Below are 16027 nucleotides of genomic sequence, written 5' to 3' on the forward strand. Positions count from 1 at the left end.
TGGACCTGACAAGATTCGAACTTGTGACCTCCCGGTTATCAGCCGGACGCTCTAACCAACTGAGCTACAGGTCCATCATGGTGGAGGTTAGGGGGATCGAACCCCTGACCTCAGGCTTGCAAAGCCCGCGCTCTCCCAGCTGAGCTAAACCCCCACGGAGACAGTAATAAACACCCCAGCGGCGACTCGGCTCTCGCTGGGGTGTTTATTGCGAAAGAAAGTGGTGGACCTGACAAGATTCGAACTTGTGACCTCCCGGTTATCAGCCGGACGCTCTAACCAACTGAGCTACAGGTCCATCGCGCAAGGGATATATTAGACGAGTCGTTACGCGCGCGTCAACAACTTTTTTGAAAATCTTTGAGGGGTGTCGCCCCCGGCTGCCCGGCGGCATGCGAAGTCGCCTGCTCGGACAGTCCTGCTCGCACGGAGAGCACATTAAGTGCTCTCCTGCTCGTGCGGAACTCGCGATCGACTTCGCATGCCGCCGGGCAGCCGGGGGCGACGTGGGGTTCAAAGGTTTTCAAAAAAGCGGTCGGCGCGCAGTGCGCCGACCGCCGATATATGGGGTCTGATGATTTTTACCAGCTAGAGCCTCTTACTCGTCTAGGAGATCTTCTGGCATGTCGTTGCCATCGCCTAGATCGACTGGGGCTTCTTCGGGGGCAGAACCGTCTTCTGTTGCTTCGCCTTCGGGCTTCTCTTTGGCTGCCGTCATGCGGGCTACGGCGCATACGCGGTCGTTGTCGTCGACGGTCATCATCTTGACGCCCTGGGTGGCGCGGCCGGTCTGGCTGATCTCGTCGGTCTTGACGCGAATGACCGTCGCACCCTCCGTCACGATGAACAGCTCGTGCTGCGGGCCCACCGTCTTCATGGCCGCGAGGTTGCCCTTGCGCTCGGTCATTTGGATGGTGTAGACGCCCTGGCCGCCGCGATTCTGCTCTGGGTAGTCCGCGACCGGCGTGCGCTTGCCGTAGCCGCGCTCGGTGATGACGAACAGATCGCCGTTGCCGTTAGTGACTTCCATGCCCAGAACGCTCACGCCGTCCTTCATACCGATACCGCGAACGCCGCTGGTATCGCGGCCGGTGGCGCGCACCTGCTCCTCGGAGAACATGATCGCCTTGCCCGCGGTGGTGGCTAGGATAATCTTGTCACCCTCGCGCACGCGGCGCACGTTCAGCAGTGCGTCGTCGTCGCGCAGGTTGATAGCGATCAGGCCATCACGGCGGCTACGATCGTAAGCGCTCATCACGGTCTTCTTGACCATGCCGCTCTTGGTGGCAAACATCAGGTACTCGTCGGCCGGGAACTCGCGGCAGCTGATGACGCTCACGATCTTCTCGCCCTCCTCGAAGGGCAGCAGGTTGACGATCGCGGTACCGCGCGCCTGGCGCGTACCCACCGGCAGCTCGTGCACCTTCAGGCGATAGACCTTGCCCTTGCTCGAGAAGAACAGCACATACTCGTGCGTGGACGCGATGAACATCTCGTCGATAACATCGTCCTCTTTGAGGTTGACGCCCGACACGCCCTTGCCACCGCGCTTCTGGGCACGGTAGGCAGCCACCGGGATACGCTTAACGTAGCCGGTGTGGGTGATGGTCACGACCATATCCTCGTCGGCAATGAGGTCCTCGACGTCCAAGTCCTTCTCAACCTGGCTGATCTCGGTGCGGCGCTTGTCGCCAAACTTCTTGGAGATCTCGCGCATCTCTTCCTTGATGACGCCCAGAATCTTCTCCTCGTGCGCCAGCAGGTCCTCGTAGTAGGCGATGGCGCGGCGCAGGCCGTCCAACTCTTCTTGGATCTTGTCGCGCTCCAGGCCGGTCAGGCGGCGCAGCTTCATCTCGAGGATGGCCGTGGTCTGCTCGGGCGTAAAGCCAAAGCGTTCGATCAGTCGGCTGCTGGCCTCGGAGTCGGTCTGCGAGGAGCGGATGATGCTGATGACCTCGTCGATATGGTCAAGGGCCATCAGGTAGCCCTCGAGGATATGCGCGCGGGCCTGGGCCTTCTTAAGGTCGAAGCGGGTGCGGCGGGTGACGACGTCGACCTGGTGGTCGATGTAGTGCTGCAGCATCTCGCGCAGGCTCAGGCATTTGGGAACGCCGTTGACGAGTGCCAGGTTGTTGGCGCCAAAGGTCGTCTGCAGCGAGGTGTACTTATACAGATTGTTGAGCACGACCTGCGGAATGACGCCCTTCTTGAGCTCGATGACCAGACGGATGCCCTTCTGGTTGGACTCATCGCGCATATCCGAGATGCCCTCGATGCGCTTGTCGTTGACGAGCTGGGCGATCTTCTCCTGCAGGGTGCCCTTGTTGACCATGTAGGGAATCTCGGTAAAGACCAGGCGGCTGCGGCCGGTCTTGGTGGACTCCACGTGTGCCTTGGCACGCACGGTAATGGAGCCGCGGCCGGTCTCGTAGCTCTGCTTAATGCCGGCGCTGCCCATGATGATGGCGCCGGTGGGGAAGTCCGGACCGGGCATGATCTGCATGAGCTCGTCGACGGTGGCGTCGGGGTTGTCGATCAGGTAGCAGGTGGCCTCGATCGCCTCGGTGAGGTTATGCGGAGCGATGTTGGTGGCCATGCCGACGGCGATGCCCTGGCTGCCGTTGACCAGCAGGTTGGGGAAGCGCGCAGGCAGCGCCACGGGCTCGGCGAGCGATTCGTCGTAGTTGGGCTGCCAGTCGACGGTATCCTTCTGCAAGTCACGCAGCAGTTCCATGGCGGGCTTTGCCAAGCGGCTCTCGGTGTAACGCATGGCCGCCGCGCCGTCGCCGTCGATGTTACCGAAGTTACCGTGACCGTCGATGAGCGGCGTGCGCATGGAGAACCACTGCGCCAGGCGGACCATGGCCTCGTAGACCGCGGAATCGCCATGCGGGTGGTACTTACCGATAACTTCGCCGACCGTCCAAGCTGACTTCTTGTGCGGGCGGTTGGGGTAGATGCCGCTCTCGTTCATCGCGTACAGGATGCGGCGGTGCACCGGCTTTAAGCCGTCGCGCACGTCCGGCAGGGCGCGCGCCGTGATGACCGACATCGAATACTCGATGAACGACTGCTTCATCTCGCGGCCAAACTCCGAAATCTGGAGCTGGCCGCCGTTGATATCCTCGCCGGCCGAGGCGCCACGGTCGACTTCGCCAAAGCTCTCCTCGAGCTCGGCGTCGTCTTCTTCCTCATCATCATCGGCATCGGGGTTATAGGCGTCCGGGTCGCCGTCCTCGCCCTGCTCAGCACGGGCAAGCAGGCGCTTCAGATCGTCGGGCATACCGGCATCGCCGGCCTCGTCCATACCCTCGTTATTGTTGATATCGTCTGCCACGTTACCTCCTCATGGTTTGCGTGGTCTAATTAGTTCCCTACCACGGAGACGGCTTTTCCAGGTGCCGCAGATTCGCCCGAAAGAGGAGGGAAACGTACTTGGGTACGCGACCGACGATTGAGGGCGAAGGTGCGGTGGCTGGGAAAGCCGAACAGGTTAGGCATCTAAGAATCGTGCATCATGTGCATGCTTCTCGATGTACTCGCGGCGATAGCCGACCTCGGAACCCATCAGCTCGCGCACGGCGCGGTCCGCCACCACGGCGTCCTCGATCGACACACGCTGCAGGATGCGGGTCTTGGGGTCCATCGTCGTCGAGGCAAGCTGCTTGGGGTCCATCTCGCCCAGGCCCTTGTAGCGCTGGACGGTATAGCCCTTGCGCTTTTTGGTGATCTTGCCGTCCTTGGCCTTGCCGTCCTCGTCGTTATCGTCGGGGTTCAGGCCCAGACTCTGGATGGTGTCGCGCAGGATCTCGTCTTCGGGCTGGCGGCCGTTGGGATACACGTAGTGGATCTTGTTGCGCACCTTAATGCCAAAGATGGGCGGGCAGGCAACATAGACGTAGCCGGCATCGATCAGCGGACGCATGTACTTGTAGAAGAACGTCAGCAGCAGGATGCGGATATGCGCACCGTCGACGTCTGCATCGGTCATGATGATGATCTTGTGGTAGCGCGCCTTGGTGATATCGAAGTCGCCGCCGTCGCCGGCACTCGTCGTGACGCCGCAGCCGATCGCGGTAATCAGCGACTGGATGGTGTCACTCGAGAACGCTCGATGGTCACCAACGCGTTCGACGTTCAAAATCTTGCCGCGCAGGGGCAGAATCGCCTGGATGTCTCGGCGACGGCCGTCCTTGGCCGAACCGCCTGCCGAGTCGCCCTCTACGATGAAGAGCTCGGTCAGCTCGGCATCGCGCACCGAGCAGTCAGCGAGCTTACCGGGCAGGGACGCCGTCTCGAGCAGGCTCTTGCGGCGGGTCGCCTCGCGCGCCTTGCGGGCGGCATTGCGCGCCTTGCAGGCCTGCTGCGCCTTCTTGACGATCTCGCGAGCGGGCTTGGGATGCTCCTCCAAGTAATCGGCGAGGCCGTCGGTCACAATCTTGAGCGTGAGCGCTCGCATATAGGAGCTGCCGAGCTTTGCCTTGGTCTGGCCCTCAAACTGCGGATCGGGCAGCTTGACCGAGATAACGGCCGAAAGGCCCTCGCGCACATCGTCGCCGGTCAGGTTGGCGTCTTTTTCCTTGAGCAGGTTCTGCTTGCGCGCGTAATCGTTGATCACGCGGGTGAGCGCGGTACGGAAGCCCTCAAGGTGCATGCCGCCTTCGGGGGTGTAGATGTCGTTGGCAAACGACATGACGTTCTCGCCGTAGCCGCTATTCCACTGCAGGGAAACCTCGACCTCGCCCATCTTGGCCACAGGCGCGTCCGGGTCCGATTTGCCCTCGATGTAGATGGGCTCCTTAAAGGCCTCGGGGACGTCCTTGCCCTCGTTGAGGAACTTGACGAAGTCGATGATGCCGCCCTCGTAGCAAAACTCCTCCACGTGGGGAGTCGCTTCGCGCTCGTCGGTCAGCACGATTTTGAGGTTCTTGTTGAGGAACGCCGTCTCCTGCAGACGGTTATGCAGCGTATCGAAATCGTAGATGCAGGTCTCGAAGATCTCATCGTCGGGCCAGAAGGTGACGGTGGTGCCCGTCGAATCCGAGGTGCCCACGACCTCCATCTTCTTGACGGTCTTGCCGCGCGAGAACTCCATCTCGTAGGTGTTGCCATCGCGACGAACCTGAACGACCACGCGCTTGGACAGTGCGTTGACGACGGAGATGCCCACACCGTGCAAGCCACCCGAGACCTTATAGGCCGAGTTATCGAACTTACCGCCGGCGTGCAAGATCGTCATGACGACCTCGAGCGTCGGGATCTTTTTAACAGGGTGCTCGTCGACGGGGATGCCACGCCCGTTGTCGACGACCGTGATGGAGTTGTCGGCGTGGACCGTCACCTGGATCTCGGTGCAGAAACCGGCCATGGCCTCGTCGACGGAGTTGTCAACGATCTCCCACACCAGGTGATGCAGACCGCTGGCGCTCGTCGAGCCGATATACATGCCCGGGCGCTTACGAACGGCCTCGAGACCTTCGAGAATCTTAATCTCGCCGCCATCGTAATCGTTTTCGTTTGTCACACGTCCTCCTTCAGTCAAGAAAATGTGTACAGCCTTACTAGTTTATCGTAAAAAAATACCCTCGGGAACGAGGGTATTTGGCTCTACAAGGCCACCAGATGCGATTTAAGGCTCTTTTTTACTTTGCACGCCCTTGGCCCACTCGGCACTGGCTCTCATGGCATTCTCGAGGGCCTCGCGCAGTTTTTGGTCTTCGATGGGCGCCACTTGGCGCTCAATCTCGGTGCGCTCGGCATCGCTGAGGTCGGCATGCGGGGCCGGCGGGCGCTCTGTCGTCGGCGGGCGCAGGCGCTCCTTGGCGGCGGGCGGCGTGTGACCGGGTGCGGTGGTTTTGAACACCAGGCCGTCCACATGCGCACCGGCGCGCTCCATACGTGCGCGGATGATCTCGCGCAACAGCGTCATTTCCTGCGTCCACGAGGGCGAGTCGAGGTACACCAGCAGCTCATTGGACTCGGGCAGGTAGCGCAGGCCCGTCACATGGCGTCCCTCGCGCGTGCCCGAGCACACCGCATTCCAGGCGCGATAGACCGCACGAGATTCCTCTGCAGCCTCCATCTGCGCGCGGCGCTCAGGTGTCGCGGCCGCCAGGATGCGCTGGCGCTCTGCGTTCAAAAATCCACTGAAGGCAACCGTCTCGCTCTCGCGCTCGTAATTAGCACGTCTCACCCATGCTCACCACCTTGGCTCGATCAAGCAGGTCATCGGTAAAGTATCCCAGGTTGGTCGTGGTTATGACCGTCTGGATATCATCGCCGATCAGCCGCAGAAAAGCACCGCGGCGCTCGCCGTCGAGCTCGCTCATCACGTCGTCCAAAAGCAGCAGCGGAGCAGTACCCAGAACATCGCGAGCCACGGCCACCTCGGCCACCTTCCAGGCCAGAACCAACGTTCGCTGCTGTCCTTGGCTGGCAAATGAACGAGCGGAGCGACCCGCCACGGTAAATTCAATCTCGTCGCGATGCGGTCCCACCAACGTCACGCCGCGGCGAATTTCCTCGTCGGCGTGCTCATCAAGGGCGGCCAGCATGCGCTCGTACGCCCAGCCCTTCAGCTCTTCGCGATCCTCGACCTGTGGCAAATCCCCCAGCGTGGACGCATAGGACACGTTGGCGGCTTCACCGGACGCCACTTGCCCATAGGCAGTACGCACATGGCCCGCCAGCCGGTCGAGCAGGGCCAACCGGTGCACAAGCAGAGCCGAGCCCGCGCGGGCAATCGAATCGTTCCACGCGCCGAGCATCTCACGGCAGCACCAGGTTTCCTTGAGCAAGGCGTTGCGCTGGGTCACGCAGCGCCCATAGGTGCTCGCAAGATCGGCATAGCGTGCGCTCAGTTGCATGCCAAAGTCATCGAGGGCGGCGCGGCGCACACTGGCGCCCCGCTTAACCATGTCCAGATGGTCGGGGCAAAACAGCACGCTCGGCAGAACCCCGCGCACACCGGCGGCAGAGCATCTCTTGCCGTTGCGGCTAAACGAGCGCTTACCGTCCTCCGCGCTCAATCCCATATCAAGCACGCGGCCGTCGCCCTCGAGCCTCAGCTCGATCTTGCACGAGCCCACGCCATCATGGACGAGCTCGGCTGCGGTCGGATGCCTAAACGAGGCGCCGCTCGTCAGCAGCTGCAGCGCCTCTATGAGATTGGTCTTTCCCGCCGCGTTGGGTCCCGCAAGTATCGTCACGCCCTCGTCCAGGGCAAGACGATAGCTCTCGAAACTGCGGTAGTGCGCGACGGAAAGATCGCGGGCAAACATGGTCATGGCGCAGCGCTAGATGCGAACCGGCATGACCAGGTACAGGTAGTTGATCTTGTCGTAGGACTTAAAGATGCCCGCCTGCGAGTAGCTCTTGAGCTCCAGCGTGATCTCCTTCTCCTTGGACAGGGCATTGAGGCAGCCAAAGATGTAGTGGTAGTTAAAGGCGATGGTGCCCGACTCGCCCTCGGCCTCGACATCGATCGTCTCCTGTGCAAGGTCCTGATCATTGGAGATGGAGGACAGGCCCATCTGACCGTTCTCGACATCGATCTCGAACTTAACGGCGGGGTTGGCGCTCGCGATGACCGCCACGCGCTTGAGGGCGGCATTAAAAGCCGCCACGTCGATCTTGACGCTCGTCACGCACGAATCGGGGATGAGCTGCTTGTAGTTGGGGTACACGCCTTCGATACGGCGCGACACATAGGTGGTGTTGCCGGCCTCAAAGACAACCTGGGTGTCGGTGGCGCCGATCATGATGGTCGCCTGGCTGGCCATGATGCTCAGGGCGTCGTTGAACGCGTCGGCCGGAACGTTGAGCTCAAAGGAGCCCTCAAGCGTCGAGGTCTCGACCTGGGTGTCGCATACGGCCAGACGGAAGGAGTCGGTTGCCACCAGGCGCACGGTGTTGTTCTCGACCTTCATGTGCACGCCTCCCAGGATGGGACGGGCCTTATCAGTCGAAGTGACGCGCCATACGCGGCCGACCATCTCGGACAGGATGTCGGTCGGGAGCTCCACCGCGCTCTCGATAGCATAGGCAGGAAACTCGGGGAAATCGTTGGCGTCGAGCGTGTTCAGGCGGAAAGAGCTCTTCTCGCAACCAATCAGCACCTGGCGCTCGGACAGCTCAAAGGTGACCGGGGCATCGGGGAGAGTCTTGGTGATATTGGAGAGCATCTTACAGGGGATAACCATCTCGCCCTCTTCTTCGACATGCGCCGCGATGCGATGACGGATCGAGATGGTGTAGTTAGAGGTCTGGAATTCCAAGATGCCGTCTTGCGCCTTGACGAGCACGCCCGACAGGATGGGAAGGGTGGATGCCGAAGCGACACCCTTCATAACGACGCCGATGGCTTGTGTAAGCGAGCTCTGGCTGACGGTGAACTTCATCTTTTAATACCTTTCTATAGATATAAATATCTTAATAATAGTAATAGCACTGACGAAACTGTTGATTACTCCCAAAGACGCAGGTCAGACCCAGAAAGAGAATCGACAGCAACCTGTGTGCAACAGGGGTGGTTTTCCACGTTCAAAACCTGCGCAAAACTTTTCATCACCGCGGATTGGGTTTTAGACACCTTATGCCCGTGGTTTCGACAAGTTTTCAACAGGTGTCTCTATTTCCCTACGAGCGCAGTGTAATTTTATCGCGCAGCGACTTGAGGTCTTCGGTGACGGTGCGGTCTTCCTGGATCATCTTCTGGACCTTTTTGTAACTCGTGCTGACGGTCGAGTGGTTGCGGTTGCCAAATTCGGCGCCTACCGCCGTGGTCGTCATCTCGCACATTTCGATGGCAAGGTAGATAGCGATATGGCGTGCTTTGGCGATATTGGCGTTGCGACGCGGGCCGATGAGCTCCTCGTGCGTCACGCCGTACTGCTCTTCGATGACGGACTGAACCGTCTGGACGTTGATCTTTTTGGCCGATGTGTCGAAGTACTGGCTGGCGATGGCGTCGATATCGTCAAAGGTGAGTTCCCCTCCCTCGCGCTCGCGGTCGCCCGCCTCGCCGGCGCAGCGCTCGCAAAAGCTCTCGAGTTCGCGGATGTTGGTGCCTGAGACCTCGGCCATGTGTTTAAAGTGCTCGTCGGTCAGGTGCCCGCCGTCGCCCCCATAGGCCGCCAGCAGCGAGTCGTCGCCTGCCTCGGGAGCGGCGACGATGGTGTTCTCGTAATAGCGCTGCAAGATCTTGTATTTCATCTCGTAGCTGGGCTCTGCGACCAGGCAGAGCATGCCGGCGTTGAAGCGGCTGGTCAGGCGCTCGTCCATGCTCAGGTCCTTGGGGGCGCGGTCTGCCGCGATGACGACCTTCTTGTTGTTGCGGATGAACTCGTCCATGAGCTGGAAAAAGTAGTCCACGCTCGCGCGCTTGCCGATGATGTTTTGGATGTCATCGATGATGAGCACGTCCACGCCGTGGTACGCCTGCATGATGGGGGCGTTGCTCTTCTTTTGGCGGTCGAACTCGGTCATCAGGTCGTCCAGATATGCCTGGGAGTTGGCATACTTGACCTTGATCTCGGGCGACTTCTCGGCGAGCTCGTTTTTGATGGCAAGCAGCAGGTGCGTCTTGCCCAGGCCCGATTTGCCGTAGATGAACAGTGATGTGCATGTGCCGCGCTCGTCCGCGAGGGCGGCAAACTTGAGTGCCGAGCGATAGGCATGGCTGTTTTCGGGGCCGTAGACAAAGTTCTCAAAGGTAAATTTTGAGTTCGCGGCGAGCGGGGCTCCATCCGTATTCTGCTCGGCCGGCACGGTCGGCGCCGGTATGGGTGAAGCGGGGGTCGCAGCTTGCGTGGATTTAGTCGGCGCTCCGCCCTTCATCTGGTTCATCATGCGACGAAAATCATCGGCCGAGAGCGTGTTCTTGATTGCAATGCCCGAATCCGCGCCCGCCGCTGCGTCGTGAGCGATAGGCATGTGCGTGACGGGTGCGTTCGTTGACGTCGCCGCCGCGGTCGGCAACGGTGCCATGGTTTCACGGGAAACATCGCTGTGCTGGTGCTCGATTGTCGGCACGTCGCCTGCGGAGGTCGGTGCCGCCGGGGAAGCGGCGGGAGCCGTGGCGGGCGCCGTCGCGGCAGCGGATTCCGTTGCGGCGCCTTGCGGTGCCACGATGTCGAGCGCGATCGGTGCAAAGGCGATTTCTTCCAGATAGGCCTCAATAGTCGGCTGATGCTTTTTGAGCTGCGCGATGGCAAAGCGCGAGGGGGCCTCGATCGTGAGCGTATCTTCGGTCAGGCTTATGGCCCGCGATTGCCCCAGCATGTTGATGAGGCGTGCATCTTGGCCGTCGCGCTGGCAAAAGGCGATGGCATCCCCCAGGATGATGCTTGCTTCCTCGTCCACTGTCTCTCCCGTTCTTTAGCTCTGAGCTCGCACGCGAGCGGCGCCGAGTTCGGTCAGATGGTATTTCTGGCCATGCTTGATGACCAAGCCGGCCTGCGCCAAGTCATTGAGCGTGCGTGACCAAGTGGGGGCCGAGTTTCCAAACGCCCTCGCCAGATCGGTTGCACCGCACGCTTGATTTTGCGCCAGATAGCCCAGCGCGGCGTTGCCGCGATCGCTTACGAACACGTCCGGTTGTGGCTGCGCATACTGATTTGCTGCATTAGGATACATCATTTGAGCTGCTGGTTGTTGAGAACTCTGCGTCGGCGGCATTTGCTGTTGAAAACTTTGAGGCCACTGTTGGTAAGGCTGCGGAGGCGTCTGCTGGGCCCAGGGGTTGTACTGCTGCTGCGGCATCTGCTGGTACGGCTGCTGATATCCCTGCTGGTACTGCTGCGGGAACTGCTGGCCATACCCCAGTGGCGGCATCTGCTGATATGGATATCCCTGTTGGTACGGCTGATAGCCCATTTGCTGGCCACCCGGCGCCCCCGTCGCCTGCTGCATTGCTGCTGCATCCTGATCAGCCAGCGGCATGGCCTCTGGCATGTTTGGCGGCATCGACATAGATGCCGCCTGGGGTTCTTGTGTGGGAAGCATTCCGGGCTGCTGCATCTGTCCCACGGGGGGCTGCATCTGCTGCGTTGCCACGGGCTGCTGCGCAAAAGCTCCCGGCAGGGGATATGTGGGCTGCTCCGTCTCGGGTCGCACGGCAGCGCCGCGTCCGCCGGCACGCTCGATTTCCTGCACGCGTTTAGGGTTCAGGCTTACCGTAACCACGGTGCCGTTGCCCATGTTGTCCTCGATGGATACGGCACCGCCGGCGTTTTCCAAATACTCCTGCACCATGGGAAACCCTGCTCCGGTTCCACGGATATAGCGCTTCATCTTGCTGTTTGCGCTGGTAACGCCAAAGTCGAAAGCACGTTCCTTGTCGTCGATGCCGGGTCCTTGGTCAGCAAACCGGATGGTGTCTCCGCCGTCCAGAATCGAGATGATGGGCTCGGCAAAGTGTGCGTGGATAAAGTTTTCGACAATCTCGCGAATGACCATGAGCGAGATATGGCCACCTTGTTCTTTCATGCACTGGTAGACGGTGTTGGTCGTCTCTTCCAAATACGTGCGGACATCTTGCGGATCAATGACGATCACCCGCGGTGTCGACAGCATGTCGTCATAGACGGCGATGCGCGCGGCGTACATGGCTTTTGGCGCCTGCGTGGTCGTCTGCTCGCCTTCCGCACGCTCTTCGCGCACGCCGGTGATGTGCTCGTTGTCGGGTGCCGGGTCTCCGGAATCGACCATGGTGTAAAAGTCGTCAGACATGCCGCTCGCAATCTTTCAAAAGGTTTCGAACAAATAGTAGCTCACCGTGCAACGTTTCTCATCTTTCGACAACTTTTCAAAACTTGTTGAAAACTTTGGAAAACGGGTGAAAAGTTCTCAACATTGCCAACATGACCTGTTGAAAACTCGATGAAATATCGTGAAAGGTTGCCATGAGGCGCAAATTTCGGTTGTGCTTATGGGGGAACCGTGTGAACTGCGCAACCTTTTACCTTTGATTTCTTGACATTTGAACATTGATTTCCCTACAATCTTCAAGCTCACGTGTCTATATCTGCGTCCGCGTCCCCGCGGACACTCGAAATGCAGCAGGAGGAACTTAAGATGAAGCGTACGTATCAGCCTAATAAGCGTAAGCGTGCCAAGACCCATGGCTTCCGTGCCCGTATGGCCACTAAGGGTGGTCGTGCCGTGCTCGCCCGTCGTCGCGCCAAGGGCCGCAAGCGTCTCACTGTCTAGCAGCGATACACACATCTCGCATGAAGACTATTAAGTCTCGGCAAGATTTCGAGCATGTGTTCAGTCAGGGGCGTCGTTTCAATCACCCTCTGATTCGAATGACCATATGTGAATCGGTTGGCGAAGGCGACTCCGGAAGGGTCGCCTTCGTTGGTGCTAAGCGACTCGGTTGTGCCGTCGTGCGCAACCGATCTAAGCGTGTGATGCGCGAGGCCGCCCGCAGCTGCGGATTTCCCGTTGCGGGTTATGACATCATCTTGTTTGCAACTCCCAAGACGAGGGTTTCCTCGCCGCAGGAGATGGACAAGGCGTTGCGTTCGCTTATGAAGCGCGCCGGCGTTGCCGGGGAGGAGCGATGAGCAATCACGTTTTGCGACGTGTTGCCATCGCTCCTATTCGCATATATCAACAGGTTATTTCGCCCTTATTGCCTGACGCCTGCATTTATTACCCAACGTGCTCGCAATACGCCGTCCAGGCGATTGAGAAGCACGGTGTTTTGAGAGGCTGCTGGCTTGCCGTGAGGCGCATCGTTCGCTGCAATCCCCTGCACGTCGGCGGTTATGACCCTGTGCCCTAGCGGGCACTCGCTATCGGAGGAAAACTTACATGTGGGATTGGATCGTTAACATCCTTTTCGAGCTGCTCAAGCTCATCCAGACCTTTGCGGTCGACTGGGGCCTGTCCATCATCATCCTGATGGTCATCATCCGTCTGCTGCTGACGCCGCTCATGCTCAAGTCGACCAAGTCGACGGCTCGCATGCAGGTGCTGCAGCCCAAGATGCTCGAGATCCAGGAGCGCTATGCCGACGATCCCCAGCGTCAGGCCGAGGAGATGCAGAAGTTCTACAGCGAGAACAAGTTCAACCCCATGGCTGGCTGTCTGCCGCTGCTGATTCAGATGCCTATCCTGTTCGCCCTGTTTACATTGCTGCGCAACCTGCCGCAGTACTTTAACGACGGCACGTTCTCGTTCTTCAACATCCTGCCCGACCTGACCACCACGCCGAGCGCTTCCTTTGCCGATGGCTTTATGGTTGCACTGCCTGCGCTGGTTTGCCTGATCCTGTTCGCCGTCCTGACCCTGATTCCGCAGCTCTATATGTCGCGCAACCAGACCGGCCAGCAGGCTCAGAGCGTGCGTATGATGGCCGTTGTCATGACGGTCATGATGCTTTGGATGGGCTGGAGCCTTCCCGTTGGTGTTCTGCTGTACTACGACGTCTCTTCTGCTTGGCAGGTTATCCAGCAGATTTTTGTGACGCAGAAGGTCATCGACAAGGCGAAGGCCGATGAGGAGGAGCGTCTTAAGAACGCTCCGCTGCAGGTTGAGGTCACTCGTCGAGAGAAGAAGCCGCGCCCGCACAAGAAGAAGTAGTGGGATATCAATCTTATTTAGGTACCTAACTTTTGGAGTACGTTATGTCTGAAGAGATCATCGAGGATATGCTTGAGGAGGTTGCCCCGCAGGTCGCGGGCGATTATCCCGAGATTGCACAGCGCTACAAGGCTGGTGAAGAGCTGACCGATGAGGAGCTCGACACCATTGCCGATGTTGCGATTTCCATCCTGCGTTCCATCCTTTCGCACTTCGATGCCGCCAACTCTCCTATCGATGAGTATGAGGGCGACGAGGGTGAGCTGATTTTGGATGTAACGGCTCCCGACCTTGCTGTTCTCATTGGCCGTCATGGTCGCACCCTTGATGCCCTTCAGGTTATGTTCTCTTTGCTGGTGAGCCGCAAACTTGGCTTTAGGTATCCGGTTGTAGTGGACGTAGAGGGATACAAGAGTCGCCGTCAGGACAAGGTTGCTTCCATGGCTCAGTCTGCTGCCGAGCGTGCCATCCGCACTCATAAGAGTGTTTCGCTTCCGCCCATGAATGCCTACGAGCGTCGACTGGTTCACATTGCACTTCGTGGCAATGATGCCGTCGATACTCATTCTGAGGGTTCTGACCCTGATCGCCATGTGGTGATTGTTGCTCGATAATCTTCTCGAGCTTATGCTAAGGGGACGTGGTTTCCACGTCCCCTTTTTTTGTCAAAAGTTCTCGATACACTGATTTTTGTCAGAAAGGAGCTTTCGTTGTTAGTACTTACTGATCAGCAGGCTGACGAGATGTTGAGTCGTCTAACTTCCTATTGCAAAGAGTATTCCTTGAGCGTAACTGATGTTGAGCTGATGAAATGTATTCAGCATTTGGATTTGGTTCTAGAAACAAATAAGACAACCAATCTCACCCGTATTCTTAACGTAGAAGATGCTGCAGTACTTCATATCCTCGACTCACTTGTTTTGCTCCCCTATATCAACAAGGCTCCTGAGGGAGCTTTGCTCGATATGGGAACAGGTGCGGGCTTCCCTGGTATTCCATTAACCATAACCACGCATCGTAAAGCTACTTATATTGACTCTGTTGGCAAGAAGGTTGATGCGGTTAATTCCTTTGTCCATGCTCTTGGATTGAAACATGCTCATGCGGTTCATGATCGTCTTGAAGAATATGCTCGAAGCCATAAGAAGCAGTTCTCTGTTGTAACCGCCCGCGCACTGGCCCCTCTACCGATTCTTGTTGAGTATGCGGCTCCGTATCTGAAGGATGGAGGGCTATTTGTTATAACCAAGGGCAATCCTTCGGATGAGGAGCTTGCTTCCGGCATGTCAGCAGCTAAGATTTGCGGCTTCACTTTGCTTCTGAATGACGCAATTGATTTGCCTGAGGGCCTGGGCCACAGGGAGTTCATTGTTCTTAAGAAGAGTCATCCAGCATCCGTTTCATTGCCTCGTGCAAATGGCATGGCCAAGAAGAATCCGCTTGCCTAGATGTTTCACGTGAAACATAATGGATACTAACAACTTGCAGTGTTTCACGTGAAACATGGCGGTTGATATCGAATCGGAATGTTTCACGTGAAACATCCTCCGTTTGACAGCTTTAATACACACCAGGAGGGACCGTGGGATTTCGCGACGTTAAGCGTTCTAAGAGCGCAAAAGACACGCGTGTCATTGCAATCATCAATCAAAAAGGCGGCGTCGGTAAGTCAACGACGGCTGTAAACCTTGCAGCAGCACTGGGTGAGCAGGGTCGTAAGACACTGATTGTCGATTTTGATCCGCAGGGAAACAGCACCAGTGGATTCGGAATTGAAAAAGAAGACCTTGATCACTGCATCTATGATGCATTGTTGAATGATGTGCCAGCAGAATCACTTGTTCTTGATACAAATTGCAAAAAGGTATTCGTAATTCCAGCTACAATTCAGCTTGCAGGCGCCGAAATTGAGCTCGTAAGCGCAATTGCACGTGAAACCCGCCTCAAAGATTTGCTTGAGCCGATTCAGGACGAGTTCGATTTTATTTTCATTGACTGTCCTCCTTCGCTCGGCCTGCTTACTATCAACGCCTTGACCGCAGCGGATAGCGTTTTGATTCCGATCCAGTGCGAGTATTACGCACTCGAGGGCGTTACGAAGCTGCTTGAGTCTATGAAGATGGTTAAATCACGTCTTAACAAGGGCTTAGACACCTATGGTGTGCTTATGACCATGTATGACTCGCGTACTTCACTATCGAATCAGGTTGTTGAGGAGGTTCAATCGTACTTTGGTGATAAGGCGTTTAAGACGCTAATCCCCCGTACGGTTAAAATCTCCGAAGCTCCGTCTTTTGGAGAACCGGTAATTACCTATGCACCTCAAAATAAGGGTGCAAAAGCATATATGAACCTTGCAAAAGAGGTGATCAAGCGTGCCTAGTGTAAAGAAACGTGGCGGACTGGGACGTGGACTCAATGCTTTGGTCTCAGAGGC

14 protein-coding genes and 3 tRNA genes are annotated in these 16027 nt (G+C 58.0%); 7 read left to right on the top strand and 10 right to left on the bottom strand.

Annotated features, from left to right (window positions below; all coding sequences use genetic code 11):
• From AB5405_RS01630 to AB5405_RS01675, 10 genes are all read right to left on the bottom strand, one after another.
• Positions 1 to 74 (bottom strand) — tRNA-Ile (locus AB5405_RS01630).
• 4 nt (positions 75 to 78) lie between these two features.
• A tRNA-Ala gene (locus AB5405_RS01635) sits at positions 79 to 154 on the bottom strand.
• 67 nt (positions 155 to 221) lie between these two features.
• Positions 222 to 298 (bottom strand) — tRNA-Ile (locus tag AB5405_RS01640).
• Positions 299 to 598: 300 nt separating this feature from the next.
• Positions 599 to 3307, bottom strand: a complete 2709-nt coding sequence (gyrA, locus tag AB5405_RS01645; protein ID WP_368137387.1) for a DNA gyrase subunit A — start codon at positions 3305 to 3307, stop codon at positions 599 to 601.
• A 186-nt stretch (positions 3308 to 3493) separates the two neighbouring features.
• Entirely contained in the window at positions 3494 to 5524 is a 2031-nt protein-coding gene (gene gyrB, locus AB5405_RS01650) for a DNA topoisomerase (ATP-hydrolyzing) subunit B (RefSeq protein WP_117757978.1), read from the bottom strand.
• 105 nt (positions 5525 to 5629) lie between these two features.
• Positions 5630 to 6193, bottom strand: a complete 564-nt coding sequence (locus AB5405_RS01655; RefSeq protein ID WP_148331762.1) for a DciA family protein — start codon at positions 6191 to 6193, stop codon at positions 5630 to 5632.
• On the bottom strand, positions 6180 to 7286 hold the full coding sequence (gene recF, locus AB5405_RS01660) for a DNA replication/repair protein RecF (RefSeq protein WP_368137371.1): 1107 nt from the start codon (positions 7284 to 7286) through the stop codon (positions 6180 to 6182). The genes AB5405_RS01655 and recF overlap by 14 nt, the downstream gene beginning before the upstream one ends.
• Positions 7287 to 7295: 9 nt before the next feature.
• On the bottom strand, positions 7296 to 8399 hold the full coding sequence (dnaN, locus tag AB5405_RS01665; protein ID WP_117629990.1) for a DNA polymerase III subunit beta: 1104 nt from the start codon (positions 8397 to 8399) through the stop codon (positions 7296 to 7298).
• A 238-nt stretch (positions 8400 to 8637) separates the two neighbouring features.
• Complete coding sequence (locus AB5405_RS01670) at positions 8638 to 10362, bottom strand: DnaA ATPase domain-containing protein (protein ID WP_152068595.1); 1725 nt, start codon at positions 10360 to 10362, stop codon at positions 8638 to 8640.
• Positions 10363 to 10377: 15 nt separating this feature from the next.
• On the bottom strand, positions 10378 to 11730 hold the full coding sequence (locus AB5405_RS01675; protein WP_368137372.1) for an ATP-binding protein: 1353 nt from the start codon (positions 11728 to 11730) through the stop codon (positions 10378 to 10380).
• A gap of 345 nt (positions 11731 to 12075) precedes the next feature.
• Between AB5405_RS01675 and rpmH the strand changes: the two genes are divergently transcribed.
• From rpmH to AB5405_RS01710, 7 genes are all read left to right on the top strand, one after another.
• Entirely contained in the window at positions 12076 to 12210 is a 135-nt protein-coding gene (gene rpmH, locus AB5405_RS01680; RefSeq protein WP_019127408.1) for a 50S ribosomal protein L34, read from the top strand.
• Between the two features lie 20 nt (positions 12211 to 12230).
• The gene (rnpA, locus tag AB5405_RS01685; protein ID WP_006236191.1) at positions 12231 to 12569 is read left to right on the top strand and encodes a ribonuclease P protein component; all 339 of its coding nucleotides are present in this window, start codon (positions 12231 to 12233) and stop codon (positions 12567 to 12569) included.
• On the top strand, positions 12566 to 12790 hold the full coding sequence (yidD, locus tag AB5405_RS01690; RefSeq protein WP_148331768.1) for a membrane protein insertion efficiency factor YidD: 225 nt from the start codon (positions 12566 to 12568) through the stop codon (positions 12788 to 12790). Before rnpA ends, yidD begins: the two co-directional genes overlap by 4 nt.
• Positions 12791 to 12819: 29 nt before the next feature.
• Positions 12820 to 13590 carry a YidC/Oxa1 family membrane protein insertase gene (locus AB5405_RS01695; protein ID WP_368137374.1) on the top strand — a complete coding sequence of 257 codons (771 nt, stop codon included), beginning with the start codon at positions 12820 to 12822 and terminating at the stop codon, positions 13588 to 13590.
• 44 nt (positions 13591 to 13634) lie between these two features.
• Complete coding sequence (locus tag AB5405_RS01700; RefSeq protein ID WP_022093802.1) at positions 13635 to 14204, top strand: Jag family protein; 570 nt, start codon at positions 13635 to 13637, stop codon at positions 14202 to 14204.
• 96 nt (positions 14205 to 14300) lie between these two features.
• On the top strand, positions 14301 to 15038 hold the full coding sequence (rsmG, locus tag AB5405_RS01705) for a 16S rRNA (guanine(527)-N(7))-methyltransferase RsmG (RefSeq protein WP_368137376.1): 738 nt from the start codon (positions 14301 to 14303) through the stop codon (positions 15036 to 15038).
• A 134-nt stretch (positions 15039 to 15172) separates the two neighbouring features.
• Complete coding sequence (locus tag AB5405_RS01710) at positions 15173 to 15973, top strand: ParA family protein (RefSeq protein WP_368137377.1); 801 nt, start codon at positions 15173 to 15175, stop codon at positions 15971 to 15973.
• Positions 15974 to 16027 lie beyond the last annotated feature (54 nt).

Origin of the sequence: Collinsella aerofaciens, assembly GCF_040920445.1 — a bacterium.
GTDB lineage: Bacteria > Actinomycetota > Coriobacteriia > Coriobacteriales > Coriobacteriaceae > Collinsella > Collinsella aerofaciens_BH.

Coding starts and splice junctions, on each gene's coding strand:
- gyrA (WP_368137387.1), bottom strand. CDS start 3,307: ATGGACGAGGCCGGCGATGCCGGTATGCCCGACGATCTGAAGCGCCTG.
- recF (WP_368137371.1), bottom strand. CDS start 7,286: ATGACCATGTTTGCCCGCGATCTTTCCGTCGCGCACTACCGCAGTTTC.
- dnaN (WP_117629990.1), bottom strand. CDS start 8,399: ATGAAGTTCACCGTCAGCCAGAGCTCGCTTACACAAGCCATCGGCGTC.
- AB5405_RS01675 (WP_368137372.1), bottom strand. CDS start 11,730: ATGTCTGACGACTTTTACACCATGGTCGATTCCGGAGACCCGGCACCC.
- rpmH (WP_019127408.1), top strand. CDS start 12,076: ATGAAGCGTACGTATCAGCCTAATAAGCGTAAGCGTGCCAAGACCCAT.
- rnpA (WP_006236191.1), top strand. CDS start 12,231: ATGAAGACTATTAAGTCTCGGCAAGATTTCGAGCATGTGTTCAGTCAG.
- yidD (WP_148331768.1), top strand. CDS start 12,566: ATGAGCAATCACGTTTTGCGACGTGTTGCCATCGCTCCTATTCGCATA.
- AB5405_RS01695 (WP_368137374.1), top strand. CDS start 12,820: ATGTGGGATTGGATCGTTAACATCCTTTTCGAGCTGCTCAAGCTCATC.
- AB5405_RS01700 (WP_022093802.1), top strand. CDS start 13,635: ATGTCTGAAGAGATCATCGAGGATATGCTTGAGGAGGTTGCCCCGCAG.